This is a genomic window from Klebsiella sp. 10-1, assembly GCF_009758445.1.
GTDB classification, from domain to species: Bacteria; Pseudomonadota; Gammaproteobacteria; order Enterobacterales; family Enterobacteriaceae; genus Klebsiella; species Klebsiella scottii.
Map to the genome: position 1 here is coordinate 20,215 of NZ_WQRE01000014.1, position 26,739 is coordinate 46,953.

The 26,739-nt window shown below is 57.4% G+C and carries 25 protein-coding genes; 11 read left to right on the forward strand and 14 right to left on the reverse strand.

Annotated elements, in window-relative coordinates; all coding sequences use genetic code 11:
• Positions 1-19: 19 nt before the first annotated feature.
• Complete coding sequence (gene rhaA / locus GO007_RS27250) at positions 20-1,282, reverse strand: L-rhamnose isomerase (RefSeq protein ID WP_095105357.1); 1,263 nt, start codon at positions 1,280-1,282, stop codon at positions 20-22.
• Positions 1,279-2,745, reverse strand: a complete 1,467-nt coding sequence (gene rhaB, locus GO007_RS27255) for a rhamnulokinase (protein ID WP_095105360.1) — start codon at positions 2,743-2,745, stop codon at positions 1,279-1,281. Before rhaB ends, rhaA begins: the two co-directional genes overlap by 4 nt.
• A 313-nt stretch (positions 2,746-3,058) precedes the next feature.
• Between rhaB and rhaS the strand changes: the two genes are divergently transcribed.
• Both rhaS and rhaR read left to right on the forward strand, forming a co-directional pair.
• Positions 3,059-3,895, forward strand: coding sequence for an HTH-type transcriptional activator RhaS (rhaS, locus tag GO007_RS27265; RefSeq protein ID WP_095105364.1), 837 nt, complete (start codon positions 3,059-3,061; stop codon positions 3,893-3,895).
• A 72-nt stretch (positions 3,896-3,967) separates the two neighbouring features.
• Positions 3,968-4,816 (forward strand): HTH-type transcriptional activator RhaR, encoded by an 849-nt coding sequence (rhaR, locus tag GO007_RS27270; RefSeq protein ID WP_223261845.1) that lies wholly within the window; start codon positions 3,968-3,970, stop codon positions 4,814-4,816.
• A gap of 5 nt (positions 4,817-4,821) precedes the next feature.
• Here rhaR and rhaT read toward each other — a convergent pair whose 3' ends face one another.
• Entirely contained in the window at positions 4,822-5,856 is a 1,035-nt protein-coding gene (gene rhaT / locus GO007_RS27275) for an L-rhamnose/proton symporter RhaT (RefSeq protein ID WP_095105366.1), read from the reverse strand.
• 291 nt (positions 5,857-6,147) lie between these two features.
• On the opposite strand from rhaT, the gene sodA reads away from it, so the two are divergent.
• Entirely contained in the window at positions 6,148-6,768 is a 621-nt protein-coding gene (gene sodA, locus GO007_RS27280; protein ID WP_095105368.1) for a superoxide dismutase [Mn], read from the forward strand.
• A 71-nt stretch (positions 6,769-6,839) separates the two neighbouring features.
• Positions 6,840-7,514: a 6-hydroxyaminopurine reductase gene (gene yiiM, locus GO007_RS27285; RefSeq protein ID WP_095105370.1), complete on the forward strand. Its 675-nt coding sequence runs from the start codon at positions 6,840-6,842 to the stop codon at positions 7,512-7,514.
• A 39-nt stretch (positions 7,515-7,553) separates the two neighbouring features.
• Here the strand turns inward: yiiM and cpxA are convergent, their stop codons facing one another.
• Positions 7,554-8,927, reverse strand: coding sequence for an envelope stress sensor histidine kinase CpxA (cpxA, locus tag GO007_RS27290; RefSeq protein WP_041143428.1), 1,374 nt, complete (start codon positions 8,925-8,927; stop codon positions 7,554-7,556).
• A complete protein-coding gene (cpxR, locus tag GO007_RS27295; protein ID WP_004203671.1) occupies positions 8,924-9,622 on the reverse strand; it encodes an envelope stress response regulator transcription factor CpxR in 699 nt (232 codons plus the stop codon). Before cpxR ends, cpxA begins: the two co-directional genes overlap by 4 nt.
• 149 nt (positions 9,623-9,771) lie before the next feature.
• Between cpxR and cpxP the strand changes: the two genes are divergently transcribed.
• The 3 genes from cpxP (at position 9,772) to pfkA (ending at position 12,495) form a co-directional block, all read left to right on the forward strand.
• Complete coding sequence (gene cpxP / locus GO007_RS27300; RefSeq protein WP_095105372.1) at positions 9,772-10,275, forward strand: cell-envelope stress modulator CpxP; 504 nt, start codon at positions 9,772-9,774, stop codon at positions 10,273-10,275.
• 158 nt (positions 10,276-10,433) lie between these two features.
• Positions 10,434-11,330 carry a CDF family cation-efflux transporter FieF gene (gene fieF, locus GO007_RS27305; protein ID WP_095105374.1) on the forward strand — a complete coding sequence of 299 codons (897 nt, stop codon included), beginning with the start codon at positions 10,434-10,436 and terminating at the stop codon, positions 11,328-11,330.
• 202 nt (positions 11,331-11,532) lie between these two features.
• Complete coding sequence (pfkA, locus tag GO007_RS27310) at positions 11,533-12,495, forward strand: 6-phosphofructokinase (RefSeq protein ID WP_095105376.1); 963 nt, start codon at positions 11,533-11,535, stop codon at positions 12,493-12,495.
• Positions 12,496-12,552: 57 nt separating this feature from the next.
• Here pfkA and rraA read toward each other — a convergent pair whose 3' ends face one another.
• The 7 genes from rraA to priA form a co-directional block, all read right to left on the reverse strand.
• Positions 12,553-13,038, reverse strand: coding sequence for a ribonuclease E activity regulator RraA (gene rraA / locus GO007_RS27315; RefSeq protein ID WP_095105378.1), 486 nt, complete (start codon positions 13,036-13,038; stop codon positions 12,553-12,555).
• A 92-nt stretch (positions 13,039-13,130) separates the two neighbouring features.
• Complete coding sequence (gene menA, locus GO007_RS27320; protein WP_095105380.1) at positions 13,131-14,057, reverse strand: 1,4-dihydroxy-2-naphthoate polyprenyltransferase; 927 nt, start codon at positions 14,055-14,057, stop codon at positions 13,131-13,133.
• Positions 14,058-14,125: 68 nt separating this feature from the next.
• Positions 14,126-15,460 carry an HslU--HslV peptidase ATPase subunit gene (gene hslU, locus GO007_RS27325; RefSeq protein WP_095105381.1) on the reverse strand — a complete coding sequence of 445 codons (1,335 nt, stop codon included), beginning with the start codon at positions 15,458-15,460 and terminating at the stop codon, positions 14,126-14,128.
• 9 nt (positions 15,461-15,469) lie between these two features.
• Positions 15,470-16,000 (reverse strand): ATP-dependent protease subunit HslV, encoded by a 531-nt coding sequence (gene hslV / locus GO007_RS27330; RefSeq protein WP_095105382.1) that lies wholly within the window; start codon positions 15,998-16,000, stop codon positions 15,470-15,472.
• 91 nt (positions 16,001-16,091) lie between these two features.
• Complete coding sequence (ftsN, locus tag GO007_RS27335; RefSeq protein WP_095105434.1) at positions 16,092-17,069, reverse strand: cell division protein FtsN; 978 nt, start codon at positions 17,067-17,069, stop codon at positions 16,092-16,094.
• A gap of 91 nt (positions 17,070-17,160) precedes the next feature.
• On the reverse strand, positions 17,161-18,189 hold the full coding sequence (gene cytR, locus GO007_RS27340; protein ID WP_095105384.1) for a DNA-binding transcriptional regulator CytR: 1,029 nt from the start codon (positions 18,187-18,189) through the stop codon (positions 17,161-17,163).
• Between the two features lie 151 nt (positions 18,190-18,340).
• Complete coding sequence (gene priA / locus GO007_RS27345) at positions 18,341-20,536, reverse strand: primosomal protein N' (protein WP_095105386.1); 2,196 nt, start codon at positions 20,534-20,536, stop codon at positions 18,341-18,343.
• 246 nt (positions 20,537-20,782) lie between these two features.
• Between priA and rpmE the strand changes: the two genes are divergently transcribed.
• Positions 20,783-20,998, forward strand: a complete 216-nt coding sequence (gene rpmE, locus GO007_RS27350) for a 50S ribosomal protein L31 (protein WP_041143439.1) — start codon at positions 20,783-20,785, stop codon at positions 20,996-20,998.
• A 107-nt stretch (positions 20,999-21,105) separates the two neighbouring features.
• On the opposite strand, the gene metJ is transcribed toward rpmE, so the two are convergent.
• A complete protein-coding gene (gene metJ, locus GO007_RS27355) occupies positions 21,106-21,423 on the reverse strand; it encodes a met regulon transcriptional regulator MetJ (RefSeq protein WP_004869405.1) in 318 nt (105 codons plus the stop codon).
• A gap of 268 nt (positions 21,424-21,691) precedes the next feature.
• On the opposite strand from metJ, the gene metB reads away from it, so the two are divergent.
• Together metB and GO007_RS27365 are read left to right on the forward strand one after the other, a co-directional pair.
• Positions 21,692-22,852, forward strand: coding sequence for a cystathionine gamma-synthase (metB, locus tag GO007_RS27360; RefSeq protein ID WP_041143440.1), 1,161 nt, complete (start codon positions 21,692-21,694; stop codon positions 22,850-22,852).
• A 2-nt stretch (positions 22,853-22,854) separates the two neighbouring features.
• On the forward strand, positions 22,855-25,287 hold the full coding sequence (locus GO007_RS27365; RefSeq protein ID WP_095105388.1) for a bifunctional aspartate kinase/homoserine dehydrogenase II: 2,433 nt from the start codon (positions 22,855-22,857) through the stop codon (positions 25,285-25,287).
• A gap of 8 nt (positions 25,288-25,295) precedes the next feature.
• On the opposite strand, the gene GO007_RS27370 is transcribed toward GO007_RS27365, so the two are convergent.
• Entirely contained in the window at positions 25,296-25,703 is a 408-nt protein-coding gene (locus GO007_RS27370) for a carboxymuconolactone decarboxylase family protein (RefSeq protein ID WP_095105390.1), read from the reverse strand.
• An 88-nt stretch (positions 25,704-25,791) separates the two neighbouring features.
• Here GO007_RS27370 and GO007_RS27375 point away from each other — a divergent pair, with 88 nt between their 5' ends.
• Positions 25,792-26,697, forward strand: coding sequence for a LysR family transcriptional regulator (locus GO007_RS27375; protein ID WP_095105392.1), 906 nt, complete (start codon positions 25,792-25,794; stop codon positions 26,695-26,697).
• Positions 26,698-26,739 lie beyond the last annotated feature (42 nt).

Sequence of the window (26,739 nt, forward strand, 5' to 3'; positions counted from 1 at the left end):
TGCCGGTCGCCGGGCGAGGTTAGTTTCCGCGCTGGCTGAGAACGCTCTTCTCGTAGCCGCGAACGCTATCCAGCCACTGGCTGCCCGCCGGGGTATCGTGACGCTGGCAGTACATCTCCCAGATGGCCTGCCACGGCAGGCATTTCTGCTCTTCCAGCAGCGCCAGACGGGCGGTGTAATCGCCGTCGGCTTCCAGCTGGCGCAGCTGTTCCGTCGGTTCCAGCAGCGCGCGCAGCAGCGCTTTTTTCATGTTGCGGGTACCAATCACCCACGCCGCGATGCGGTTGATGGAGGCGTCGAAGAAATCGAGGCCGATGTGCACCCGGTCAAACAGGTTGTGGCGGATGATTTCGCTGGCGATGGCCTGGGTTTCGTCATCCAGCAGCACCACGTGATCGCTATCCCAGCGTACCGGGCGGCTGACGTGCAGCAGCAGGCGCGGAATGTAGAGCATGGCGGCAGAGATTTTGTCGGAGATAACTTCCGTTGGATGGAAGTGCCCGGCGTCCAGACACAGCGCGGTCTGGCGGCTGGCGGCATAGCCCATATAGAATTCATTGGAGCCGACGGTGTAGCTTTCGGCACCGATACCGAACAGCTTGCTCTCCACGGCATCGATATGATGCGCCGGGTCGAACTTCTCGCTGATAACCTCGTCCAGCGCGTTCAGCAGACGCTGGCGCGGCGCCAGACGATCAACGGTAATGTCCTTCATGCCGTCGGGGACCCAGATATTCATGACCGACGGGGTGCCCAGCTGCTCGCCGAAATAGGCGGAAACCCGGCGGCTGGCCTTGCAGTGATCGATCCAGAACTGGCGGATTTCATCGTTGGCGTGCGACAGGGTAAAACCGTCGGCGCTCAGCGGATGCGAGAAGCAGGAGGGGTTAAAATCGAGCCCCAGGCCGTTGTTTTTGGCCCATTCAACCCAGTTTTTAAAGTGCTCAGGTTTGATTTCGTTACGCGCAACCGGGGTATCAGACTCCAGATAGATAGCGTGCAGATTCAGCCGTTTCGGGCCGGGGATCAGGCTCAGTGCCTGCTCGAGGTCGGCGCGCAGCTCGCCCGCGTTGCGGGCTTTGCCCGGATAGTTGCCGGTGGCCTGAATCCCGCCGGTTAAATTCCCTTCCGGGTTTTCAAAACCGGCGACGTCATCGCCCTGCCAGCAGTGCATGGATACGGGAAGCCGGTCCAGCTGGCGCAGAGCCTCCTCGACATCCACACCGACGGCGGCGTAGCGCTGTTTGGCAATTTCCCAGGCTTGTTCAAGTTGAGTGGTCATGCGCAAAGCTCCTTGGTCTGTTGTTGCTGAAACTGCGCAACGAAGCGGGCAATTTCATTTTCAGGATTAGGGATAAACGTGGTGAGCGCGTAGTTGTGGCGCACCACCTGACGGAAATCATCGACGTTGTTCAGTTCATCCAGCGTCATCAGCTGGATGCCGATATTGCCGAGCGTAGAGGCCTCGACGGGACCTGCGATGACCGTAATGCCGCAGGCGTCCGCGCACAGCTGATTGAGCAGCGCGTTCTGACAGCCGCCGCCGACGATATGCAGCTGGCTGAAGGGTTGGCCTCGCAGCCGGGCAAGTTCGCCGAGCACGCGGGCATACAGCAGGGCCAGGCTGTCAAAAATGCAGCGCGCCAGCTCGGCGTCGCCGCTGGGCACCGGCTGCCCGGATTCACGGCAGGCGGCCTGAATCTCGGCGCTCATATTGTCCGGGTTGATAAAGCGCTCATCGTTGCAGTCAATCACCGAGCGGCAGGCCGGGAGTTCGGCGGTATGGGCAATCAGCGCCGGCAGGTCGCTGACGTTCTGCTCTTTCAGCACCCGCTGCAGCAGCCACAGTCCCATAATATTTTTCAGCACCCGATAGCGGCCTTCCGCGCCGCCTTCGTTGGTGATATTGGCCTTCAGCGCCTCATCGCCGGTGCAGGGGGTTTTGCTTTCAAAGCCCATGAGCGACCAGGTGCCGGAGGAGAGATAGGCCGCATTTTTACCGGCCAGCGGAGAGGCGATCACCGCGCTGGCGGTATCGTGACTGGCGACGGCGACCACCGGGATCGCGTTGCCCTGCGGGCAGATCCAGTGACCAATCACGTTGCCGGGATGGGTCGGGGTACCGAACCACTCGCGCGGCGCGCCGCTCCAGTTCAGCAGATCCTCATCCCAGCTATCGCTGTTGATATTGACCAGCTGGGTGGTGGTGGCGTTGGTGTATTCCCAGTTCATCTGGCCGGTCAGACGGAAGCTGAAATAGTCCGGGATCAGCAGCGCGTGCGCGGCCTGGCTCACCAGCTCCGGCTGCTGCTCAACCAGGGCGCGCAGCTGGTACAGGGTGTTGAACGGCAGAAACTGGATGCCGCTGCGGCGGTAGATATCCGCGCGGCCCATCTGCTCTTCGGCATGCTGCATCAGGCCGTGGGTGCGGTCGTCGCGATAGGAAACCGGCAGGCCGACGCGCTGGCCCTGAGCGTCGAGCAGGACATAATCCACGCCCCAGGTATCAATGCCGATGCTATCGATAAGGATGCCCTGCGCGCACACCTTCTCCAGTCCGCGGCGAATTTCGCCTTCCAGGCGATCGATATCCCAGCAGTCATAGTCATCCACCTGGTGCAGGCTGTTGGTAAAACGGTGGATTTCACGCAGCGTCAGCGCACGCTGTCCGCTTTCATAGCTGGCGAGCATCACCCGCCCGCTGGAGGCGCCTAAATCAACGGCGACACAATGACGAAAACTCATGGCAGAGATCCTTCTGAAAATCATTGCCAGCAGTCTAAAAAAGTCGCCGGTCGCGCACCTTCTTGCCACGGACAGGGAAATTTCCCGGCTGGCAAGAAAGCAAAGGTGACCGTGAGAGAGCTCACAATTTCATTCTGTCGCTATGGGCGCGGGGGATGTGACGTTGTCCGCAGTTCCCGATCTTTCCGGCTGTTTCTTGAAAAAGCGGCAGGCTTTACGACGTTTGCGGTCGAAAATTGAAGGCCGGATTGCCGGTCCTTAATTACTATTTGCCACACTGATTGATAACATTTCTCATTTCGAGGGGGCTGCTATGACCGTATTGCACAGTGTGGATTTCTTTAAGTCCGGTACTTCTGCTGTTGCTATTGAGCCACGCCTCCCTCAGTCGGCGTTTCCGGAACATCACCACGATTTCCATGAAATTGTTATCGTTGAGCACGGGACGGGGATCCACGTTTTCAACGGCCAGCCCTATACCATCAGCGGCGGCTCGGTGTGCTTTATTCGCGATCACGACCGCCATCTTTATGAACATACCGATAATCTGTGCCTGACCAACGTGCTCTACCGCGCGCCGGATGCGTTTCGTTTTCTGAACGGCGTCAGCCAGCTGCTGCCGCAGGAGCAGGAGGGCAACTATCTCTCGCACTGGCGGGTGAATCAGGGGGCCTTGCAGCAGGTGCGGCAGCTCGTCAACCAGATGGAAAGCCTCGGCGCTGAGTCGGATGTGCATACCATTGCCAGTCGGGAGATTCTGTTTATGCAGCTGCTGGTGCTGCTGCGCAAAAGCAGCCTCGCGGAAGGGGCCGCCGATAGCGAGGCGCGGCTCAATCACCTGATGGCGTGGCTGGAAGATCACTTTGCCGAGGATGTTTGCTGGGAAGAGGTGGCGGCTCAGTTTTCGCTGTCGCTGCGCACGCTGCATCGTCAGCTCAAGCAGCAGACCGGCCTGACGCCGCAGCGCTACCTGAACCGGGTGCGGCTGATGAAGGCGCGCCATCTGCTGCGGCACAGCGATGACAGCGTCACGGATATCGCTTATCACTGCGGATTCGGCGACAGTAACCACTTTTCGACGCTTTTTCGCCGCGAGTTTTCCTGGTCGCCGCGTGATATCCGCCAGGGGCGCGACGCCATTCTTCAGTAACGCGAGAGCAGTCAACGTTTTAGCAAGCAAAATGCGAATAATGAAACGTTATTTGCGCCTGGAGTTGTCGCGGTGGCCGGTCAGTTGATTCTTCGCAAAGATGAGTTTTTTGCCTCGCCTTCTCAGGCGGTGGCGGTAGCGGATCGCTACCCGCAAAACGTCTTCGCCGAGCATACCCATGAGTTCTGCGAACTGGTGCTGGTATGGCGGGGAAACGGCCTGCACGTGCTTAACGATCGCCCGTGGCGCATTACCCGCGGCGATCTGTTCTATATCCGCGCGGAAGATAAGCACTCCTACGCGTCGGTTAACGATTTGGTCCTGCAAAACGTCATCTACTGTCCGGATCGGCTGCGGCTCAACTTTGACTGGGCGGCCCATATTCCCGGCCTGTTTGGTACGCCGTGGCTCCCGCACTGGCGGATTGGCAGCTCCGGTATGACCCAGGTGCGGCAGGTGATTACCCAGCTTGAGCAGGAGAGCACCCGCAGCGATGCCCAGGCTAATCAGATGGCCGAACTGCTGTTTGCCCAGCTGGCGCTGATCCTGCACCGCCATCGCTACGCGACCGATAACCTGGCGGCGACCCAAAGTGAAGCCCTGCTCGATAAACTGCTGACCGAGCTGGCCGGCAGCCTGAACAGGCCCTTTTTCCTCGATCGTTTTTGCGCGCGGGAAGCGTGCAGCGAGCGCGCCCTGCGTCAGCAGTTTCGCCAGCAGACCGGGATGACGATCAACCACTATTTACGTCAGCTGAGAATTTGCCACGCGCAGTACCTGCTGCAGCATACGGAGCGGCTGATTGGCGAAATCGCCATGTTGTGCGGATTTGAAGACAGTAACTACTTTTCGGTGGTCTTTAACCGTGAAATTGGCATGACGCCGGGGCAGTGGCGGCAACGCAGTCGCGTCGCCGCTTAGGTGATTTAGTTCGCCATTCCCAGGCCGACAATATTGGCGGCGATAATGATGACCACGCAGCCGAGGCTGAGTACGCCGACCGGCCGGCGCCCGGCGTTTTTCCACTCCTTCAGCACCAGACCAACCAGCCCGCCGCACAGAACGTAGAAGCTCATATGCAGCATCCAGCTCATATAGTCGTACTGCGCCGGAATGCTGGCGTGGCCCCATGCGTAGAAAAAGAACTGCAGGTACCACATCAGGCCGCCGAGAGCGGAAAGCAGAATATTGGCGATGATGAGCGGTTTTGCCCGCGAGAAGTCCGCTTTTATCGACAGATTCTTCACCTTGGCTAGCCGAATAAAGCAGAATCCGAGGTTCACCAGCGCGCCGCCGCCCATGATGACCACGTAGCTAGGCAGGGCGGTGTACAGCGGGTCGACCCCTAGCGCCGCGGCGGCTTCGTGCATCGGTTTGGCGGCGTTCATCGCAAACGACATCCCCGCCGAGAAAATACCGCACATCACCGCCAGGAGCAGGCCTTTTTTCAGATTGAAGTCTTCGGCTTTAATGCCCATTTTGCGCTCTTTCAGCTGCCCCGCTCGGGTCACAATAGCCACGCCAATCACCGCGACCAGCACGCCGAGCAGCGTCATCTGGCCGCCTTTGGTATTGATTAATACCTCGAACTGACCGTTGAGAATAGGGGTCATTAACGTACCGACGATCAGGGTAATACCAATGGCGATACCGATCCCCATCGACATGCCGAGATAGCGCATGGTCAGGCCGTAGTTGATATTGCCGATCCCCCACATCGCGCCGAACAGGAAGACCGGTAGCAGAGTCGAGGCGCTGAAGGAGCCGTAATAGGCCCAAAAATCAGGTAACAGCATGGCGCTGATAGTCCAGGGAAGGATCAGCCAGGAGACAATCCCGCCGATAGACCACATGGTTTCCCATGACCACTGTTTAACTTGTTTGAACGGAGCATAGAAACAGGCTGCACTGGCCGCACCTATCAAATGCCAAAAAATACCCATCGTAATCGCGTGATTCATTGATTTTATCCTCATCTATTTTTTATCGGATAAATCTTCTTCCGACCCGATGAGTGTAAAAATCGGTCAGTTTTATCGCCTTCAGGCTGTTGCCACGTGTTGGGAAACCCTGGCAACCAACAGCTTAATTACTTGTTCCAGCTCACAAAATCGCAGGTATCACACTCTGTTATAACCTTATTAAAAATACGGCATTGATAAGCGTTTTCAATATCATTTAATTAACTATAATGAACCAACTGCTTACGCGGCCTTAACACTCTCAGCCGCTCGACAATAATGGAGATGATTATGAGTTTTACACTGCCAGCCCTGCCGTACGCTTATGACGCCCTGGAACCGCATTTCGACAAGCAGACTATGGAAATCCACCATACTAAGCACCACCAGGCTTACGTTAACAACGCCAACGCTGCGCTGGAAAGCCTGCCTGAATTCGCCGATCTGTCTGCTGAAGAGCTGATCGCTAAACTGGATCAGCTGCCGGCTGACAAAAAAGGCCCTCTGCGCAACAACGCGGGCGGTCACGCTAACCATAGCCTGTTCTGGAAAGGCCTGAAAACCGGTACCACCCTGCAGGGCGACCTGAAAGCGGCTATCGAGCGCGATTTCGGTTCCGTTGATAACTTCAAGGCTGAGTTTGAGAAAGCGGCAGCCACTCGTTTCGGTTCCGGCTGGGCGTGGCTGGTGCTGAAAGGCGACAAACTGGCCGTGGTTTCTACCGCGAACCAGGACTCCCCGCTGATGGGTGAAGCCATCTCCGGCGCTTCCGGCTTCCCGATCCTGGGCCTGGACGTGTGGGAACACGCTTACTACCTGAAATTCCAGAACCGTCGTCCGGACTACATCAAAGAGTTCTGGAACGTGGTTAACTGGGACGAAGCCGCAGCGCGTTTTGCCGCCAAAAAATAAGGTTGCATTGTGCTGACCGAGAAGCGAGTCTGATGACTCGCTTTTTTTATACCTGTAGCAGGGGGCAGCAGATGCATTATCCGGTGAACGTCTTTGTAGGCAAAATAAGGGATTACGAAGGAAGCCGTCCGAGCGCCATCGGGAAAATCCAGGTCGACGGTGAGTTAACCCTCGGCGATCTGGGGCTGGAAGGCGATGAGCAGGCGGAAAAGAAAATTCATGGCGGTCCGGATCGGGCGCTATGCCAGTACCCGCGTGAGCACTACGCCGACTGGGCCCGTGAATTCCCCCTGCAGGCCGACCTTTTCTGCGCTCCGGCCTTCGGCGAAAACCTTTCTGCAGAAGGGATGACCGAGAAAAACGTTTATATCGGCGATATCTTTCGCTGGGGCGAGGCGCTGATTCAGGTGACGCAGCCGCGATCGCCGTGCTTTAAGCTCAACTTCCATTTTTCCATCAGCGATATGGCCCAGCTCATGCAGAATAGCGGTAAAACCGGCTGGCTGTATCGGGTGGTGGCGGGGGGCGTGGTGTCCTGCGACGCGCCGCTGGAGCTGGTGTCCCGGGTGAGCGATGTCAGCGTACATGAGGCCGGCGCGATTGCCTGGCATATGCCGTTTGATGATGAGCAGTATCATCGCCTGCTCTCTGCTGGAGGGCTATCGGTAAGCTGGAGCCGCACCATGCAGAAGCGGCGCTTAAGCGGACAGATCGAAGATAATTCCCGCAGATTGTGGGGAAAATAATGCTCCCCCGGCTGCGGGCGCAGGCCGGGGGAAACCTCGTCAGGTGCGCTTATACAGCGGCAGCCATATGGTCAGCCGCAGGCCGCCCAGCGGGCTGTCGTCGGCCTTCACCCAGCCGCGATGCTGCTGAATAGCGGCTTCGACAATCGCCAGTCCTAGGCCGGTACCGCCTGATTCGCGATCGCGCGCTTCGTCGGTCCGGTAGAACGGGCGGAAAATCTGCTCGCGATCCTCAGGGCTGACGCCCGGCCCGTCATCATCGACGTTAACCGTGATGCCGTCTTTATCCACCGAGAAGCTCACCGAAATTCGGGTGTGCGAGTAGCGTAGCGCGTTGCGTACGATATTCTCCAGCGCGCTTTCCAGCGCGTTGGGGTTGCCGTACAGCGGCCACGGCCCTGGCGGGTACTCCACGGTGAACGATTTTCCTACCTGCTCGGCCTCAAAGGCGGCGTTATCCAGCACCTCGCCCCACAGCTGATTGGCTTTTACCGTCTCGCTGACCAGCGCGTTGTTGGCCTGATTGCGCGACATCACCAGCAGATCGTTGATCATGCTGTCCAGCCGATGCGCCTCCATCTCAATACGCTCCAGCTCTTTGCTCTCGCCGCTGCGGCGGCGCAGCAGCGCGGTGCCCAGCTGCAGGCGCGTAAGCGGCGTGCGCAGCTCGTGGGAGATATCGGAGAGCAGACGCTGCTGGCTGGTCATCATCCGTTCCAAGGCGGTGACCATCTGGTTAAAGCTGGTCCCGGCGGCCAAAAACTCCTGCGGGCCGGCTTCCAGTTCCGGATGCTGGCGCAGGTTCCCCTGGGCGACCTCGTCGGCCGCATTTTTCAGCTTACGCGCCGGTTTTGCCAGACTCCACGCCAGCCATAGCAGCAGCGGGGCGCTGACCAGCATGGTGACGATAAGCAGCAGCAGCGGACGGTCAAACAGCAGGTTGATGAAATCTGATTGTGACGTGCTGGCGGGGCGGATCAGATAGAGCTGATAATTATCTTCGCCATCCCTGACGGAAAACGGGCCGACCATTTCCAGACGACCGTAGCGTTTTTTCTGCGGATGATCGGCGTTATCGGCCTGGCCGATAAAGTTGCGAATAATCTGCATTTCGTTGCGTTCTGCGCCGATAACACGCCCCTCGCTGGTGACCAGCAGCAGGCGCTGTCCCGGCGGAGCCCATTTATCTATCGCCCGAAACAGACGACGCCACCACATCAAATCGTTGGGTGGATCGGTCGCCAGCTCGGCCTCAACGTGCTGCTCAATCATGATGCCCTGGCGTTGCTCGCTTTCCAGAAGTTCGGTCATCTGGCGCGAATCCAGCTTGGGCAGCATCAGAACCAGCATCAACACCAGCGCCAGCGTGAGCCAGAAAATAGCGAAGATGCGTGCGGTTAAACTTCCAATCATGAAGCTGAGACCATCAGATAGCCGCGCCCACGCAGGGTTTTAAACCACGGGTGGCCGTCTTTACGCTCCGGCAGCTTACGCCGCAGGTTAGAAATATGCATATCGATGGCGCGGTCGAACGGCGTCAGGCGTTTGCCCAATACTTCCTGACTCAGGTGCTCACGAGAGACCACCTGGCCAAGATGCTGCGCCAGCAGGTACAGCAGGGTGAACTCCGTTCCGGTCAGCTCCAGCGTTTGACCATCGAAATTGGCTTCCTGACGGCCTGGGTTGAGGCTCAATGCGTCAACCTCCAGCGTCGGTGAGCCGGCTTCGGTGGTTTGCTGCTGCTCGCTCCAGTGGGAGCGGCGCAGAATCGCGCGTATGCGCGCCACCAGCTCACGATCGTTAAACGGCTTAGGTAGATAATCATCCGCGCCCAGTTCAAGGCCGAGAACGCGATCCAGCTCGCTACCGCGGGCAGTTAGCATGATAACGGGAGTCTGGTGTGTCTGACGCAACTCTTTAAGCGTATCGATACCGTTTTTCTTCGGCATCATCACATCAAGTAAAAGTAAATCGATGCTGTCGTCCAGGAGAGCCAGCGCCTGTTCCCCATCATGGGCTACGAGCACGTTAAAGCCTTCCATATCGAGCAGCTCTTTTAACAGGGAGGTGAGCTCCCGGTCATCATCAACTAACAGGATTTTGTTCATTGTTTAAATACCTCCGAGGCAGAAATTACGTCATCAAGGCTCGCTAATCCATGACTTTACGTTGTTTTACACCCCCTGACGCATGTTTGCAGCCCGAATCGTAAACTGTCTCTCGTTGAATCGCGACACAAACGTTTTGGGAGTATGTGATGCGCAATGTTATTGCTGCCGTCATGGCCTCAACGCTGGCGCTAAGTGCTTATAGCCAGGCCGCTGAAGTCGTTACCAGCGTTAACTGGCTCCCCGGAGAAGACGGGGCGCAGCGCAGCAGTCAGGGCCATATGTTTGATGGCATAAGTTTAACCGAACAGCAACGACAGCAGTTACGAGATCTTATGCAACGGGCACGCCACGATAGGTTACCCGTTAATGTTAGCGAAATGGAGACAATGCATAGCCTTGTCACCGCAGAAAAATTTGATGAAAACGCTGTGCGCGCTCAGGCCGATAAGATGGCGCAGGAACAGGTTGACCGCCAGATCGAAATGGCGAAGGTTCGCAACCAGATGTACCACCTGTTAACGCCAGAGCAGCAAGCGGTTTTAAATGCTAAGCACCAGCAGCGAATGGATCAGTTGCGTGAGGTTGTAAGGATGCAGAAAGGCTCAGCGAAGATGCTTTCAAGTAGTAGCAATACCGTGCAACCCCAGTAACAAACCCTGTTTTCCTTGCCATAGACACCATCCCTGTCTTCCCCCACATGATGTGGGGTTTTTTTTTGCCTGTCATTCAGCTAAACGACCTCCCGCTTGCCATCCGTCGTAACAATAGATCGGGTTATACTAAGCGCATTGCGGGTGAAGGAGCGTTTATGAATCAATCTTATGGGCGGCTGGTGAGTCGTGCGGCTGTTGCGGCGACGGTGATGGCCTCCGCGTTACTTTTGATCAAAATTTTTGCGTGGTGGTATACCGGCTCTGTGAGTATTCTGGCTGCGCTGGTGGACTCGCTGGTGGATATTGCCGCCTCGTTAACCAATCTCCTGGTGGTACGTTATTCGCTGCAACCTGCCGATGAGGAGCATACCTTTGGCCATGGCAAGGCTGAATCGCTGGCGGCGCTGGCGCAAAGCATGTTTATCTCCGGGTCGGCGCTGTTCCTGTTTTTAACCGGCATTCAGCATCTGGCTCGTCCGGAACCGATGCAGGCGGCGGGCGTCGGGATGATTGTGACCCTGATTGCGCTGCTCAGTACGCTGGTGCTGGTGACCTTCCAGCGCTGGGTGGTGAGAAAAACGCAGAGTCAGGCGGTGCGCGCAGATATGCTTCATTATCAGTCTGATGTTATGATGAACGGCGCTATTCTGGTGGCGCTGGGCCTCTCCTGGTACGGCTGGCATCGAGCCGATTCGCTATTTGCGTTAGGGATTGGCGTCTATATTCTGTATAGCGCGCTGCGTATGGCCTATGAGGCCGTCCAGTCTTTGTTAGACCGCGCGCTGCCTGATGAGGAACGTCAGGACATTATCGATATCGTGACCGCATGGCCGGGCGTCAGCGGGGCACATGATCTACGGACGCGGCAGTCAGGGCCGACTCGCTTTATTCAAATACATTTGGAAATGGAAGATAACCTGCCATTGGTTCAGGCACACGTCATTGCCGACCAGGTGGAGCAGGCGATTCTGCATCGTTTTCCGGGTTCCGATGTCATTATCCATCAGGACCCCTGTTCTGTGGTGCCGCTGGCGCGACAGGGTGTTTTTTAAGCTTTGAGTTATAGTCTGTAAACTCGATGTAAAATGTGGGGCAGGCCGGCATTATTTGTATAAATTACCGCCGTTTGGTCTGACCTGAATCAATTCAGCCAGAAGCGTTTGATATACTATTGCAATTATCGTCGTGCACTCCTGGTAAGGGAGCGCTTCAGGCAACAGGATTATTTTTTGCTTCCTAAGTTCAGAGGTAGTCATGATTAAGAAAATCGGTGTGTTGACAAGTGGCGGTGATGCGCCGGGCATGAACGCGGCAATTCGCGGCGTTGTGCGCGCGGCATTAACGGAAGGTCTGGAAGTTTTTGGAATCTATGACGGTTACCTCGGGTTGTATGAAGATCGTATGATCCAGCTCGACCGCTATAGCGTTTCCGATATGATCAACCGTGGCGGCACCTTCCTGGGGTCAGCACGTTTCCCGGAGTTCCGCGAAGAGCATGTTCGCGCCGTGGCCCTTGAGAACATGAAAAAGCGCGGGCTGGATGCGCTGGTTGTTATCGGCGGTGATGGTTCGTATATGGGGGCGATGCGCCTGACTGAAATGGGCTTCCCGTGCATCGGTCTGCCGGGCACTATCGACAACGACATCAAGGGTACCGACTACACCATCGGTTTCTTCACTGCGCTGAGCACCGTTGTTGAAGCAATTGACCGTCTGCGTGATACCTCTTCTTCACACCAGCGTATTTCCGTCGTTGAAGTCATGGGCCGCTATTGCGGCGATCTGACTCTGGCGGCCGCCATTTCCGGCGGCTGTGAATTCGTCATGGTGCCTGAGGTTGATTACAGCCGCGACGATTTGGTCGCAGAAATTAAAGCGGGTATCGCCAAAGGTAAGAAACACGCGATTGTGGCGATCACTGAGCACATGTGCGACGTCCACGAGCTGGCTGACTACATTGAGAAAGAGACCGGTCGTGAAACGCGTGCTACCGTTCTGGGCCACATTCAGCGCGGCGGTTCCCCGGTTCCTTATGACCGTATTCTGGCATCCCGCATGGGCGCCTACGCAATTGACCTGCTGCTGCAGGGCTTCGGCGGCCGCTGTGTTGGTATTCAGAACGAGAAGCTGGTTCATCATGACATCATCGACGCTATCGAGAACATGAAGCGTCCGTTCAAAAATGACTGGCTGGATTGCGCGAAGAAACTGTACTAAGTTTCGGCGTAAAACAAAAAGGCCTTCTCAGAGAGAAGGCCTTTTTTATTGGGCGGGTTATTCGATATCCAGCGCATCCTCGGAGAGGATGATTCCGGTATTATCGGCGTACAGATGGTCGCCAGAGAAGAAGGTTACGCCGCCGAAATTGACGCGTACGTCGCTTTCGCCGATGCCTTCACCTGCGGCACCTACGGGAATGGCCGCCAGCGCCTGGATGCCGATATCCAGCTCCTCCAGATCGTCTACCTGACGCACCGCGCCGTAAACCACCACTCCTTCCCACTCATTCTGCACCGCCAGACGCGCCAGGTCTGCGTCAATCAACGCCCGTCGGACGGAACCGCCGCCATCGATCAGCAAAATATGACCACGGCCGTTCTGTTCGAGCATATCGTATAGCAACCCGTTATCCTCGAAACATTTCACCGTGATGATTTGTCCACCAAACGACGACCGTCCCCCAAAGTTGGAGAACAGAGGTTCCACTACGTTGACATCCTCCTGGTAGATGTCACAAAGCTCGGAAGTATCGTATTTCATAGGCTTAACGTTCAGTTGCTGCGAGAGTTTTTAGTATATCTCGCGAAACCCATTGTTGGCAAAATCATCAATTGTTAATTGATATTTGTCAGTTAACCCACCAGCTTGCTGCAAATAATCCCGATGACAAACAGCAGGTTGGTTAACAGGGCCGCTTTTACCGTACGTTCCAGCATCGGACGCATCGCCACCGGTTCGCGTTCGCGCATGACAAATCGCACCTGCTTCACCAGCAGCGGCGTAGCGAGGATAAACAGCCAGCCCCACGGGTTGTGCAGAGAAAGCAGATTAAACAGCGCCAGGCATAGCGGAGCGCCGATTAACAGGCAGGCGTGGTAGCGGCGGGCGTTGATCGGGCCAAGGCGTACCGCCAGCGTGTTTTTGCCGTTTTCCCGGTCGCTGTCGATATCGCGCAGGTTATTGATATTGAGTACCGCCGCCGCGAGCAGGCCGCAGGCCGTTGCCGGCAGGAAGACGCTTGCGGCAATCGTGTGGGCCTGAAGGTACCAGCTTCCCGCCACGCTCAGCCAGCCAAAGAAGACCAGCACCGAAATATCGCCAAGGCCGATATAGCCGTAAGGGCGGGTACCGACGGTATAGGTGATTGCCGCCACGATGGCCAGGCCACCCAAAACCATAAAGCCAATAAAATCGGCCATGGTTTGCCAGGCGGAAAACAGCAGAGCCAGTCCGGAAAGACAAATCAGCACTACGGTGAGGATCAGCGCGCGTTTCATCTGCGCCTGGCTGATCGCCCCTTTTTGCATCCCGCGCAGCGGGCCTATGCGATCGGGCTTGTCGCTGCCCTTTACCGCATCGCCGTAATCATTAGCCAGATTAGATAAAATTTGCAGCAGGCCGGCGGTAATCAGCGCCAGCAGAGCCACCCAGGGATCGAAATGACCCTGGTGCCACGCAAGCGTCGTGCCGACAACGATAGCGGCAAAGGCCAGAGGCAGCGTTTTGGGGCGCAGGCTTTCCAGCCAGGCCTGGGTTCGGTTTATCGGTTGTTCAGTCATAATTCCCGGCCAAAAAAATGGGGCTATATATAGCCCCATCGATTGTGATGAAAATACATTGAACCGGATTATAGGATAAAACGACTCAGATCTTCATCTGCCACCAGAACATCGAGATGTTTACCGACATATTCAGCATCAATGGTGATGCTCTGGCCGTTCATTTCGCTGGCATCGTAGGAGATATCTTCAATCAGACGCTCCAGGACGGTGTGCAGACGGCGCGCGCCGATGTTCTCGGTCGTTTCATTGACCTGCCATGCGGCCTGAGCGATACGCTTGATACCCTCTTCGGTGAACTCGATGTTCACGCCTTCGGTCGCCATCAGCGCTTTATACTGCACGGTAATCGAGGCGTTCGGCTCGGTCAGGATGCGCTCGAAATCTTCGGTAGTCAGCGCTTTCAGCTCAACGCGAATCGGCAGACGACCCTGCAGTTCAGGGATCAGGTCCGACGGGCTGGCCACCTGGAATGCGCCGGAGGCGATAAACAGAATGTGGTCAGTTTTCACCATGCCGTGCTTGGTTGAGACGGTACAGCCTTCAACCAGCGGCAGCAGATCGCGCTGGACGCCTTCGCGAGACACGTCCGGGCCGGAGCTATTGCCGCCGCGCTTACAGATTTTGTCGATCTCGTCGATAAATACGATACCGTGCTGCTCTACCGCGTCGATAGCATCCTGCTTCAGCTCTTCCGGGTTAACCAGTTTTGCCGCTTCTTCTTCAATCAGCAGCTTCATCGCGTCTTTGATTTTCAGCTTCCGCGGTTTCTGCTTCTGCCCGCCCAGGTTCTGGAACATGGACTGCAGCTGGCTGGTCATCTCTTCCATGCCCGGAGGGGACATGATTTCTATGCCCATCGGCGCAGCGGCAAGGTCAATCTCGATCTCTTTATCGTCGAGCTGGCCTTCGCGCAGTTTTTTACGGAATGCCTGACGAGCCGCGGACGGCTCCTGATTTTGCTCGGCCTGGCCCCAGTTATTTTTCGCCGGCGGGATCAGCACGTCAAGAATGCGCTCTTCCGCCAGCTCTTCCGCACGATAGCGGTTTTTATCGATGGACTGCATGCGGACCATTTTGATCGCCGCATCGGTCAGATCGCGGATGATGGAATCCACTTCTTTACCGACATAGCCCACTTCGGTGAATTTGGTCGCTTCAACTTTGATGAACGGCGCGTTGGCCAGCTTTGCCAGGCGACGGGCGATTTCAGTTTTACCGACGCCGGTTGGGCCGATCATCAGAATGTTTTTCGGCGTAACTTCATGGCGCAGCTCTTCGGTAAGCTGCATGCGGCGCCAGCGGTTACGCAAAGCGATAGCGACAGAACGCTTAGCCGCGTCCTGACCAATAATATGTTTGTCCAGTTCGCTGACAATTTCGCGTGGGGTCATTTCAGACATGGGAGATCCTTACGCTTTAGAGGCTAATTCTTCGATGGTGTGGAAATGGTTGGTATAAATGCAGATATCGCCTGCAATATTCAACGCCTTCTCTGCGATGTCGCGAGCGCCCATATCGGTATTTTCCAGCAGAGCGCGGGCAGCGGCCTGGGCGTAGGGACCACCGGAGCCGATAGCAATTAAATCATTTTCTGGCTGCACCACGTCACCGTTACCGGTGATGATCAGAGAGGCATTTTCATCCGCTACCGCCAGCAGCGCTTCCAGCTTGCGCAGCATGCGGTCGGTACGCCAGTCTTTCGCCAGCTCAACGGCGGCTTTGACCAGATGGCCCTGATGCATTTCCAGTTTACGTTCAAACAGTTCAAACAGCGTAAAGGCGTCTGCGGTGCCGCCGGCGAAGCCCGCAATCACTTTGTCATTGTAGAGACGGCGGACTTTTTTCACGTTGCCTTTCATTACGGTGTTGCCCAGCGTGGCCTGGCCATCACCGGCAATAACCACATGGCCGTTACGGCGAACACTAACTATTGTTGTCACGAGCAGACCCCTTGGTTACAAAAGCGGAATAGGGGCCCCGCGCTTTACGCGGGGCGGAATGCAATTATAGATGGGGGGGATTTTGAGGGTTTCAACCCCTGGCGGCGAGACGAATGCAGTTTGCGTGTCCGGCCATTTTCAGGCGGCCGATCATGTCGTTGGCATTTTCCTTGCCTTTCAGCGGCCCGATGACCACGCGATTCCAGCCGTTGTTGGTGGTGATGTGCGAGGCAAAGCCTTCAAAGGCCAGCTGAGCGCGCACGGTTTCCGCCTGTTCAGCACCTTTAAAGGAGCCGCACTGGATCATCCAGCTGCGATCGTCTTTCTTCTCGGCAGCGGCTTTTGGCGCTTCTTCAACCCGCGCAACCGGCGCGGCCGCCTGTGTTTTAGGCGCCGTTGCGGTATGCGCTGGCGTCTGCAGCAGATCCTGATACGGCTGCTGCGCGGCCGCCGTTTGTTTCGGCTGCTGTACCGGCTTCGGCTGCGGGATCGGCTGTTCTGCGACCCGCTGCTGCACGCGCGGCTGTTGCACCGGCGCCTGCTGCTGGGTTTGCGCCCACTGCTGCTGCTGTACCTGCTGCTGAGCCAGACGCTGACGCTGCAGCGTCTGCTGACGCTGCGCCGGGGTCTGTTCGTTCCACGGCACTTCGGTCAGCTGAGTGGGCTGCTGGCGCATATCGGCCTGCATCTGGGCCAGCAGCTGGCGCTGTTCGTTGGTCAGCTGTTCGGGCTTCATCACTTCGCCGCCGGCCGTCGGTTCAGTAGGCGCACGTACGCCAGGCTGACGACTTTCCAGCTCTTTAATATAGCGCCAGCGCTCTTCCGGTTTCGGCGGTAGGCCGTTGCCTGCCACCTGGCGATTTTGCAGCGCTTCAGCTTCTTCTTTTTTGTGGTGCGTGATGAAGTACAGTCCACCGATAAAGGCCACCAGCACTGCCGCCGCGATTGCCACCATAGTAGGTGAAACAGCAGGAAGGCTGCTTTGCTTGTTCCTTGAGCTTCGGGTATTGCTCTTTTTGCGCCGCGAAGAAGCCGGTTGGCTGCGGCGTACATAATCTCGTTGTGCCACTATCGTTTCGCTGTCTTATTCATTCGTCAGCCCGCCATGTTACTTAAGCGGCGGGCCTTTGACCAGAAGAGCAGGCCCGAAAGCCTGATGGTTATGCTCTGATTTTTCGCGTACTGCCACGAACGATCAGCTCGCAGTCAAGAAGTCGCGAGCCGCTGTTGACGCTGTGGCCGTGTAGCTGGTCCAGCAATAGCAGCATCGCTTCGCGGCCAATATCAAAGCGCGGTTGCGCAACGGTCGTCAATGGCGGATCGCAAAATTCAGACAAAGAGATATTATCGAAACCAATAATAGACAAATCGTCAGGAATTTTCAGGCCGCGGCGTTTTGCCAGCGACAGAGCCCCCAGCGCCATAATATCGCTATGGCAGAATACGGCCGTCGGCGGCACGGGCAGCGATAAAAGCTGCTCGAGGGCGTTTGAACCGGCTTCATAGGTAAAATTACCGCGCGCAATATACTGCGGCTCGACGGTTATCCCGCTGCGGCGCAGCGCCTGAACGTAGCCCTGCAGACGGTAGTGACACAGCGGCATCTCTTCCGGGCCGGCGATACAGCCAATACGCTTGTGCCCCAGCTCGTGCAGGTAGTTGACGGCGTTGAATGCGGCGGTGAGGTTATCGATATGCACCGTGGGCAGCTCAAGCTCCGGCGCAAACTCATTCGCCATTACCATCGGCGGCAGATTGCGCTGCTCCTCTACGCCGGCATCGAACGGCAGCCGGGAGCCGAGCAGCAGCATGCCGTCGATCTGCTTGGTAATAATCAGGTCGATAAAGGTTTTTTCCTGACGGTTTTGATGGGCGCAGTCGCCGATCAGCACCAGGTACCCCTGTTCCGCAGCGGTGATTTCGATACCGCGGATGATTTCACTGAAAAAGGGATCGCAAATATCCGGCACAATCACCAGAATCGTGCGCGATTCGTTGCGTTTCATATTCCGCCCGAGCGACTGCGGCAAATAGCCGACTTCCAGCGCCGCCTGCTCCACCCGATTACGGGTAGTTTGTGAAACCTTATCGGGATTCATTAACGCTCGGGATACGGTTGCCGTTGAAACGTTAGCCTTCAGGGCTACGTCTTTCATCGTGGCGGCAACCACCTGTTTTTTGGGCTTCACCTGTTTTCTCCTCGCTGACTGGCGCAGACACATCCTTTGTGTTCTGACATCAACAACATTTTTATCAGATAGTCGATGCGGAGAGTTACAGAATTTTCATGAAAAACGTGATGAGCATTGAATTTTTTCGATCCTCCTCGCAAGAGAAGGCTTAACCTTCAATAGGATCGACGTCCAGCATCCATTTCACCTTGCGTGATTCCGGCAGCGTATTGATCAGCGCCAGCGTACCGCTGACGATATGCTGTAGACGGATACGCGACGGGTGCTGCAGAAGGATCTGCCAGCGCCAGCGGCCTCCGCGCTTTGGCGCCAGCGCCGGAACCGGGCCAAGAACCCACAGCTTATCGTCGGCCAGCGGGCTGGCCTGCAGCAGGTTACGCAGCTGCTGCAGGAACAAAGGCGCCTGCTGATTGTTATGATCTTCCGCGCGAATCAGCACGTGGCTGGTCCACGGCGGCAGCTGCATCGCCTGGCGTTCGGCGAGCGCCTGATCCGCGAAGGCGTCGTAGCCTTTATATAACAGCGTTTGCAGCAGCGGATGCTCAGGGTGGTGGGTCTGGAGGATCACCTCGCCCTGTTTTCCGGCGCGGCCCGCGCGGCCTGATACCTGGGTATAGAGCTGGGCGAAGCGCTCCGCCGAGCGGAAATCGGCGGAAAACAGCGCTCCGTCAACGTCGAGCAGAGAGACCAGGGTGACATCCGGAAAGTGGTGACCTTTTGCCAGCATCTGGGTGCCAATCAGAATACGCGCGCCGCCGCGATGAATATCGGAGAGATGCTGTTCAAGCGCCCCTTTGCGGCTGGTGGTATCCCGGTCAACGCGGGATATTGGCACTTCGGAAAACAGCGGCGCCAGCGCCTGCTCCAGCTGCTCCGTGCCGAGCCCTACCGGCACCAGATGCGTCGAGCCGCAGGAGGGGCACTGACGCGGGACAGGCCGCTGGCTGTCGCAGTGGTGGCAGCGCAGATGATGCTGCGCCTGGTGCAGGGTGTAATAGCTGTCGCAGCGCGGGCATTCGGCAATCCAGCCGCAGTCATGACATAGCAGCGCCGGGGCGAAGCCGCGCCGGTTTAAAAACAGGATGACCTGATTATCGGCCTGCAGGTGCTGGCGCATCCGGGCAATAAGCGCCGGAGAGAGCCCCGACTGCAGCTGCTGGCCTTTCAAATCCAGCACGTGCTGCTGGGCCGGGCTGGCGTTCCCCGCGCGCCTGGTCAGCTTCAGCTGACGATACTTACCCTGGCGAACGTTGTGTAACGTCTCCAGCGCCGGCGTTGCTGAGCCGAGAATAATTGGGATTTGCTCGCTGTGGGCGCGCCACACCGCGAGGTCGCGGGCGTGATAGCGCCAGCCTTCCTGCTGCTTATAGGAGCTGTCGTGCTCTTCATCAATCACGATCACCCCGAGGTCTTTAAATGGGGTAAATAGCGACGAGCGGGTACCGATAACAATCGCCGCTTCGCCGTTTTTGGCCTTTAGCCATGCCGAGAGGCGTTCGCTATCGTTAAGTCCGGAGTGCAGCACTTCAACGGGAGCGTTAAAGCGCTGGCGAAAGCGGGCGATAGTTTGCGGGGTCAGGCCGATTTCCGGGACCATCACCAGCGCCTGGCGGCCTTGCGCCAGCACGTTTTCCAGCACGCTCAGATAAACTTCGGTTTTCCCTGAGCCGGTGATCCCCGCCAGCAGCCAGGTGGAAAAGCGGTCAGAGGCGCTGTGGATCGCCCCGACGGCGGTGGCCTGTTCGGTATTCAGGCGCAGCCGCTCTCCGGGTACGGTAAAGCCGGTCCGCCAGTCGGTAAGGGCCGGCGCTTCGTTCGCCAGCTCGCAGAGCCCTTTCCCGCGTAGCGCCTGCAGCGCCGCGTCGCTGAACTCCAGCTCCGCTACCTGGTGACGCCAGATTTTTCCCTGACGTAGCGCGGCCAGCGCCTGCTGCTGCTTCGGCGAACGCTTGAGGCTGTTGATGTCAACCGCCTGGCCCTGCTCGGTTGCGAACCAGTACCAGAGCGGCGTCGCGCTGGCCGGCTTTCCCTGGCGTAGGGCGATGGGGAGGGCGTGAAACAGCACGTCGCCAATCGGGTGATGATAATAGTCGGCCGCCCACAGCAGCAGCCGCCAGATAGAGGAAGAAAAGACCGGCTCGGCGTCCAGCGCTTCTGCGACCGGCTTGAGCCCATCCAGCGGCAGCTCGCTGCGCTCGCTAATCGCGGTGACAATTCCAATGCGCTCCTGTTTACCAAACGGCACGCGCACGCGACAGCCCGCTTTGACCGTGATGCCCTCAGGGAGCAAATAGTCAAAGGTACGAGGCAGCGGAACGGGCAGGGCTACGTGAGCGACGGGCATGTCATCTTCCTGACTTGAAATCTGGCCGGTTAGTATACACATTGTGATAAGGGCTCGCGGATCAGTTTGCATCTGCCGGTCAAATTCTGTATAATTCGCCGCCTTTGGTGTGCTTCGTGCAGCATCAAAGCGTATACTATTACCCATGAATTCCGCACGGCGGAAAGTCTACGGGAAATTATTAACATCGCGTGGTGTCTGGCGTTAGGGCTGGAAGAGCGACGCGGCCTTAACTGAGGTTCTCCCATGAAAAAAGATATTCACCCGAAATACGAAGAAGTTACTGCTAACTGCTCTTGCGGTAACGTCATGAAAATCCGCTCTACCGTAGGTCACGACCTGAACCTCGACGTGTGCGGTAAATGCCACCCGTTCTACACTGGCAAACAGCGTGATGTTGCTACCGGTGGCCGTGTTGACCGCTTCAACAAGCGCTTCAGCGTACCGGGCAGCAGCAAGTAAGTTGCCGGAAGAAGAAGCCGCCTCAGGGCGGCTTTTTTGTTTCTCTCGCCGTCAAACGCTGAGAAATAAAAAAGGGCAGAAGTTGTCTTCTGCCCTTTTTTATTGGCTTAGTATTCCCACGTATCCGGGTCGATACCCATCTCACGCATAATCTGTTTCGCCGCTTCTGGAATTTCATCACTGCGTTCTTTACGCAGGTCTTCATCGTTAGGCAACGGTTGACCGGTAAATGCATGCAGGAACGCTTCACACAGCAGCTCGCTGTTGGTGGCGTGACGCAGGTTGTTGACCTGACGACGCGTGCGTTCATCTGTGAGGATCTTTAACACCTTCAGAGGAATGGAAACCGTAATTTTTTTTACTTGCTCACTCTTCTTACCGTGCTCAGCGTATGGGCTGATATATTCGCCGCTCCATTCAGCCATGAGATACCTTTAATCCTCTAGTCATTAGTTAAGGGCCTGAATCTTGAGTCCGGGCCATAATCGCGCGTAGTTTACCGCATGACTCATCTTTCCGACATGAGATAAGCCGATACGGATGTGCGCTAATGCATATAATTTTAACGGCTATTTCCAGTTTGCTCAATCTATACGCAAAGAAGTTTAGATGTCCAGATGTATTGACGTCTATTGTGACAATGATTACTCTGGAGTCTGACATTTCACCGATTCAGCCCAGGAACTGCCCAACATGACGCGTAAACAGGCCACCATCGCAGTGCGTAGCGGTTTAAATGACGACGAACAGTACGGCTGCGTTGTCCCGCCGATCCACCTTTCCAGCACCTATAACTTCACCGGCTTTAACGAACCTCGTGCCCATGACTATTCCCGTCGCGGCAACCCAACTCGTGACGTGGTACAGCGCGCCCTGGCGGAGCTGGAAGGCGGCGCGGGTGCGGTTCTGACCAATACCGGCATGTCGGCTATTCTGCTGGTGACCACCGTTTACCTGAAACCGGGCGACCTGCTGGTGGCGCCGCACGACTGCTACGGCGGCAGCTATCGTCTGTTTGATAGCCTGGCGAAACGCGGCTGCTACCGCGTGCTGTTTGTCGATCAAAACGATGAGCAGGCGCTGAGCGCTGCGCTGGCGGAAAAACCGAAGCTGGTATTGGTCGAAAGCCCAAGTAATCCATTGCTGAGAGTGGTGGATATTGCGAAAATCTGCACGCTGGCTCGTGAGGCGGGGGCGGTGAGCGTGGTGGATAACACCTTCCTGAGCCCGGCTCTGCAAAATCCGCTGGCGCTGGGAGCCGATCTGGTGTTGCATTCATGCACCAAATACCTGAACGGCCATTCAGACGTCGTCGCCGGCGTGGTGATTGCCAAAGATCCGCAGACTGTCACCGAACTGGCATGGTGGGCGAATAATATCGGCGTCACCGGAGGGGCCTTCGATAGCTACCTGCTGCTGCGCGGTCTGCGTACGCTTTCCCCGCGTATGGAAGTTGCCCAGCGCAACGCGCAGGCGATCGTCGACTATCTGAAAACTCAGCCGTTGGTGAAAAAACTGTATCATCCGTCTCTGCCGGAAAATCAGGGGCATGAGATTGCTGCGCGTCAGCAAAAAGGTTTTGGTGCGATGCTAAGCTTCGAGCTGGATGGCGATGAGCAGACGCTGCGTCGTTTCCTGAGCGGATTGTCGCTATTTACGCTGGCGGAGTCGCTGGGAGGCGTAGAAAGTCTGATTTCTCACGCTGCGACGATGACCCACGCAGGTATGGCGCCTGAAGCGCGTGCGGCGGCGGGGATCTCAGAAACGCTTCTGCGTATTTCGACCGGTATTGAAGATGGTGAAGATTTAATTGCCGACCTGGAAAATGGCTTCCGGGCAGCAAACGAGGAATAAACATGAGTGTGATTGCGCAGGCAGGGGCGAAGGGTCGTCAGCTGCACAAATTTGGTGGGAGTAGTTTAGCGGATGCGAAATGTTACCTGCGCGTCGCGGGGATCATGACGGAATACTCGCAGGCTGGCGACATGATGGTTGTCTCCGCCGCCGGCAGCACCACCAACCAGCTGATTAGCTGGCTGAAGCTCAGCCAGACCGATCGCCTCTCTGCGCATCAGGTACAGCAGTCGCTGCGTCGTTATCAGATGGAGCTGATCTCCGGTCTGCTGTCGGCAGACGCTGCCGACACGCTTATCGCGACCTTCATTCACGATCTTGAACGACTGGCGGGTTTACTGGATAGCGGCGTCACCGATGCGGTATACGCTGAGGTGGTTGGCCACGGCGAAGTCTGGTCCGCGCGCCTGATGGCTGCGGTTCTCAATCAGCTGGGGCTGGAAGCCGCGTGGCTTGATGCGCGTAGCTTCCTGCGCGCCGAGCGTTCGGCACAGCCGCAGGTGGATGAAGGTTTATCCTACCCGCTGCTGCAGCAGCTCATGGCGCAGCATCCGAACAAGCGTCTGGTGGTAACCGGCTTTATCTCGCGTAACAACGCCGGAGAAACCGTGCTGCTGGGACGTAACGGCTCCGACTATTCCGCGACCCAAATTGGTGCCCTTGCCGGCGCGTCCCGCGTCACTATCTGGAGCGACGTCGCCGGCGTCTATAGCGCTGACCCGCGTAAAGTGAAGGATGCCTGCCTGCTGCCGCTGCTGCGCCTGGATGAGGCCAGCGAGCTGGCTCGCCTGGCGGCGCCGGTTCTGCACGCGCGTACGCTCCAGCCGGTCTCCGGCAGCGATATCGATCTGCAGCTGCGCTGCAGCTACACGCCCGATCAGGGTTCTACGCGTATTGAACGCGTTCTGGCCTCCGGGACCGGGGCGCGAATTGTCACCAGCCATGACGACGTGTGCCTGATTGAGTTCCAGGTTCCCGCGGGCCAGGATTTCAAGCTGGCGCACAAGGAGCTGGATCTGATCTTTAAACGCGCTCAGCTGCGCCCGCTGGCCGTTGGCGTCCATGCCGACCGCAAGCTGCTGCAGTTCTGCTATACCGCTGAAGTGGCGGACAGCGCGCTGAGGCTGCTCGATGAAGCCGGTTTACCGGGCGAGCTGCGTTTGCGCCAGAAGCTGGCGCTGGTGGCGATGGTTGGCGCGGGCGTCACCCGCAATCCGCTGCACTGCCACCGCTTCTGGCAGCAGCTGAAGGGGCAGCCTGTCGAGTTTACCTGGCAATCTGAAGAGGGGATTAGCCTGGTTGCCGTGCTGCGCGCGGGCCCAACGGAGAGCCTGATTCAGGGTCTGCACCAGTCGCTGTTCCGCGCGGAAAAGCGTATTGGTCTGGTGCTGTTTGGTAAAGGCAACATCGGTTCCCGCTGGCTGGAGCTGTTTGCCCGCGAGCAAACCACGCTTTCCGCCCGCACCGGCTTTGAGTTTGTCCTCGCCGGGGTGGTGGATAGCCGCCGCAGCCTGCTGAATTATGAAGGGCTGGACGCCAGCCGCGCGCTGGCCTTCTTCCATGATGAAGCCGTTGAGCAGGATGAAGAATCGCTGTTCCTGTGGATGCGTGCCCACCCGTATGATGATTTAGTGGTGCTGGACGTGACCGCCAGCGCGCAGCTGGCCGATCAGTATCTTGATTTTGCCAGCCACGGCTTCCACGTGATCAGCGCCAATAAGCTGGCCGGGGCCAGCAGCAGCGATAAGTACCGCCAGATCCACGACGCGTTTGAGAAAACGGGGCGTCATTGGCTGTACAACGCGACCGTCGGCGCCGGACTGCCGGTAAACCACACGGTGCGCGATCTGATCGATAGCGGCGATACCATTCTGGCGCTGAGCGGTATTTTCTCCGGGACGCTCTCCTGGCTGTTCCTGCAGTTTGACGGGACGGTACCCTTTACTGACCTGGTCGATCAGGCATGGCAGCAGGGGCTGACTGAACCGGATCCGCGCGTTGACCTTTCGGGTAAAGACGTGATGCGTAAGCTGGTGATCCTCGCGCGTGAGGCGGGCTATGATATCGAGCCTGACCAGGTGCGCGTTGAATCGCTGGTGCCGGCGCACTGCGAAGAAGGGTCCGTCGATCACTTCTTTGAGAATGGCGAAGAGCTGAACGAGCAGATGCTGCAGCGCCTTGAGGCCGCCCGTGAAATGGGCCTGGTCCTGCGCTATGTCGCGCGTTTCGACGCCAACGGCAAGGCGCGCGTTGGCGTTGAAGCCGTGCGCCAGGAGCATCCGCTGGCGGCACTGCTGCCGTGCGATAACGTGTTCGCTATCGACAGCCGCTGGTATCGTGATAACCCGCTGGTGATCCGCGGCCCGGGCGCGGGGCGCGATGTTACCGCTGGCGCGATTCAATCGGATATTAATCGCCTGGCGCAGCTGCTGTAGTCTCCGTATCAGAGAGGCCGGGCGCCCGTCCGGTCTCTCTTTCCGCCAGGCCTGGCGAACACCTCTTTGGCGGCAAACAACCCGTTCAGGGCGGCCGGGAATCCGGCATAGACCGCCATCTGCATGATCGCTTCAACGATCTCTTCCTGCGTCAGGCCGACGTGCAGTCCGGCTGCGATGTGCACCTTTAGCTGCGGGGCCGCATTGCCTAAAGCGGTCAGCGCGGCAATGGTGGCGATTTCACGACTGCGCAAATCGAGCCCGGGTCTTGCGTAAATATCGCCAAAAGGGAACTCAACCAGAAAGCGGGCAAAATCAGGGGCGATGTCGCTCAGGCTGTTAACGACGGCTTCGCCGCCCTTACCGTCAACGCGCTGCAGCATTTCCATACCGGTAGTAAAACGTTCTGAAGTCACGATCTTTCCTCATAATGTGGGGTGTGATGAGGAGATTAAGAAAGTTTGCCGGGCTTGAGTAATACCCTTTTCGTGATACCTTTTCGGTATGACAAATTTACGCCTCTATTCTCTGGATCTTCGTCTGCTACGCTATTTTGCCGTGGTGGCGGAGGAGAACAATATTAGCCGGGCGGCGCAGCGCTTATTTATCTCACAGCCGCCGCTTAGCCGTCATATCCGTCACCTGGAAGAGCAGCTGGGAACCGCGCTATTCGTGCGCCATACCCGGGGCCTGATCCTGACCGAGGACGGGCAGCGGGTGCTGGATATGATTCGCCCTCTGCTGGCGCTACAGGAACAAACCTTAACCGCACTGGGCCAGCTGTCTGATAGCGGGCAGCCGCCGCTGCGGCTCGGGCTGACAACCGCCTTTGAACAGGGGGTCTTTACCGCCGCTGAAGCTGCGCTGAGGGATAATGCCCGCACTTTGCAGATTAGCCGTCACGGCTCGCCATCCCTGGCGCAGCAGGTGCGCAAGGGCCGGCTGGACGCGGCGCTGGTGGCGCTTCCCCTTGATGCCAGCGGGCTGGTTTTGTCCCCCTTGCCCTATCAGGAGCCGCTGATCGCCGCGCTGCCGGCGTCATGGCCGGAATCCAGCGTCGCCGGACTGGCCCTAAGGGACTTTAACCATCGGCCGCTGTTTTGGTTTAAACGCGAGCGCAATCCGGCATTTTTTGACTACACCCGACGGATGTTTGAACGCGCGGGGTATACGCCTGCCTACGTGGAAGAGCCCGTAGAACATGACGTTCTGCTGGCCCGCATCGCGCGCGGGGAGGGGATGATTTTGCTGCCGGCATCCTTTGCCGCTATCCAGCGTCAGGGCGTGGTATTTCATCCGCTGGATGGGGCCAGCCTGCATTTTCCGCTGGCGTTAGGCGTGGTAACGCTGCCGCAGAATGACGCTTTGCGTGCGTGGCTGATCCCTGTGCTTGAAGAATCATTAGCTTAGCGCCAAACCCTACGGCGTTTAGCCGAAATGACGTGAACCAAT

Excerpts from the sequence above, each read along its gene's own strand:
- rhaA (WP_095105357.1), bottom strand. The coding sequence starts at position 1,282 with ATGACCACTCAACTTGAACAAGCCTGGGAAATTGCCAAACAGCGCTAC.
- rhaB (WP_095105360.1), bottom strand. The coding sequence starts at position 2,745 with ATGAGTTTTCGTCATTGTGTCGCCGTTGATTTAGGCGCCTCCAGCGGG.
- rhaS (WP_095105364.1), top strand. The coding sequence starts at position 3,059 with ATGACCGTATTGCACAGTGTGGATTTCTTTAAGTCCGGTACTTCTGCT.
- rhaT (WP_095105366.1), bottom strand. The coding sequence starts at position 5,856 with ATGAATCACGCGATTACGATGGGTATTTTTTGGCATTTGATAGGTGCG.
- sodA (WP_095105368.1), top strand. The coding sequence starts at position 6,148 with ATGAGTTTTACACTGCCAGCCCTGCCGTACGCTTATGACGCCCTGGAA.
- yiiM (WP_095105370.1), top strand. The coding sequence starts at position 6,840 with ATGCATTATCCGGTGAACGTCTTTGTAGGCAAAATAAGGGATTACGAA.
- cpxA (WP_041143428.1), bottom strand. The coding sequence starts at position 8,927 with ATGATTGGAAGTTTAACCGCACGCATCTTCGCTATTTTCTGGCTCACG.
- cpxR (WP_004203671.1), bottom strand. The coding sequence starts at position 9,622 with ATGAACAAAATCCTGTTAGTTGATGATGACCGGGAGCTCACCTCCCTG.
- cpxP (WP_095105372.1), top strand. The coding sequence starts at position 9,772 with ATGCGCAATGTTATTGCTGCCGTCATGGCCTCAACGCTGGCGCTAAGT.
- fieF (WP_095105374.1), top strand. The coding sequence starts at position 10,434 with ATGAATCAATCTTATGGGCGGCTGGTGAGTCGTGCGGCTGTTGCGGCG.
- pfkA (WP_095105376.1), top strand. The coding sequence starts at position 11,533 with ATGATTAAGAAAATCGGTGTGTTGACAAGTGGCGGTGATGCGCCGGGC.
- rraA (WP_095105378.1), bottom strand. The coding sequence starts at position 13,038 with ATGAAATACGATACTTCCGAGCTTTGTGACATCTACCAGGAGGATGTC.
- menA (WP_095105380.1), bottom strand. The coding sequence starts at position 14,057 with ATGACTGAACAACCGATAAACCGAACCCAGGCCTGGCTGGAAAGCCTG.
- hslU (WP_095105381.1), bottom strand. The coding sequence starts at position 15,460 with ATGTCTGAAATGACCCCACGCGAAATTGTCAGCGAACTGGACAAACAT.
- priA (WP_095105386.1), bottom strand. The coding sequence starts at position 20,536 with ATGCCCGTCGCTCACGTAGCCCTGCCCGTTCCGCTGCCTCGTACCTTT.
- rpmE (WP_041143439.1), top strand. The coding sequence starts at position 20,783 with ATGAAAAAAGATATTCACCCGAAATACGAAGAAGTTACTGCTAACTGC.
- metJ (WP_004869405.1), bottom strand. The coding sequence starts at position 21,423 with ATGGCTGAATGGAGCGGCGAATATATCAGCCCATACGCTGAGCACGGT.
- metB (WP_041143440.1), top strand. The coding sequence starts at position 21,692 with ATGACGCGTAAACAGGCCACCATCGCAGTGCGTAGCGGTTTAAATGAC.
- GO007_RS27365 (WP_095105388.1), top strand. The coding sequence starts at position 22,855 with ATGAGTGTGATTGCGCAGGCAGGGGCGAAGGGTCGTCAGCTGCACAAA.
- GO007_RS27375 (WP_095105392.1), top strand. The coding sequence starts at position 25,792 with ATGACAAATTTACGCCTCTATTCTCTGGATCTTCGTCTGCTACGCTAT.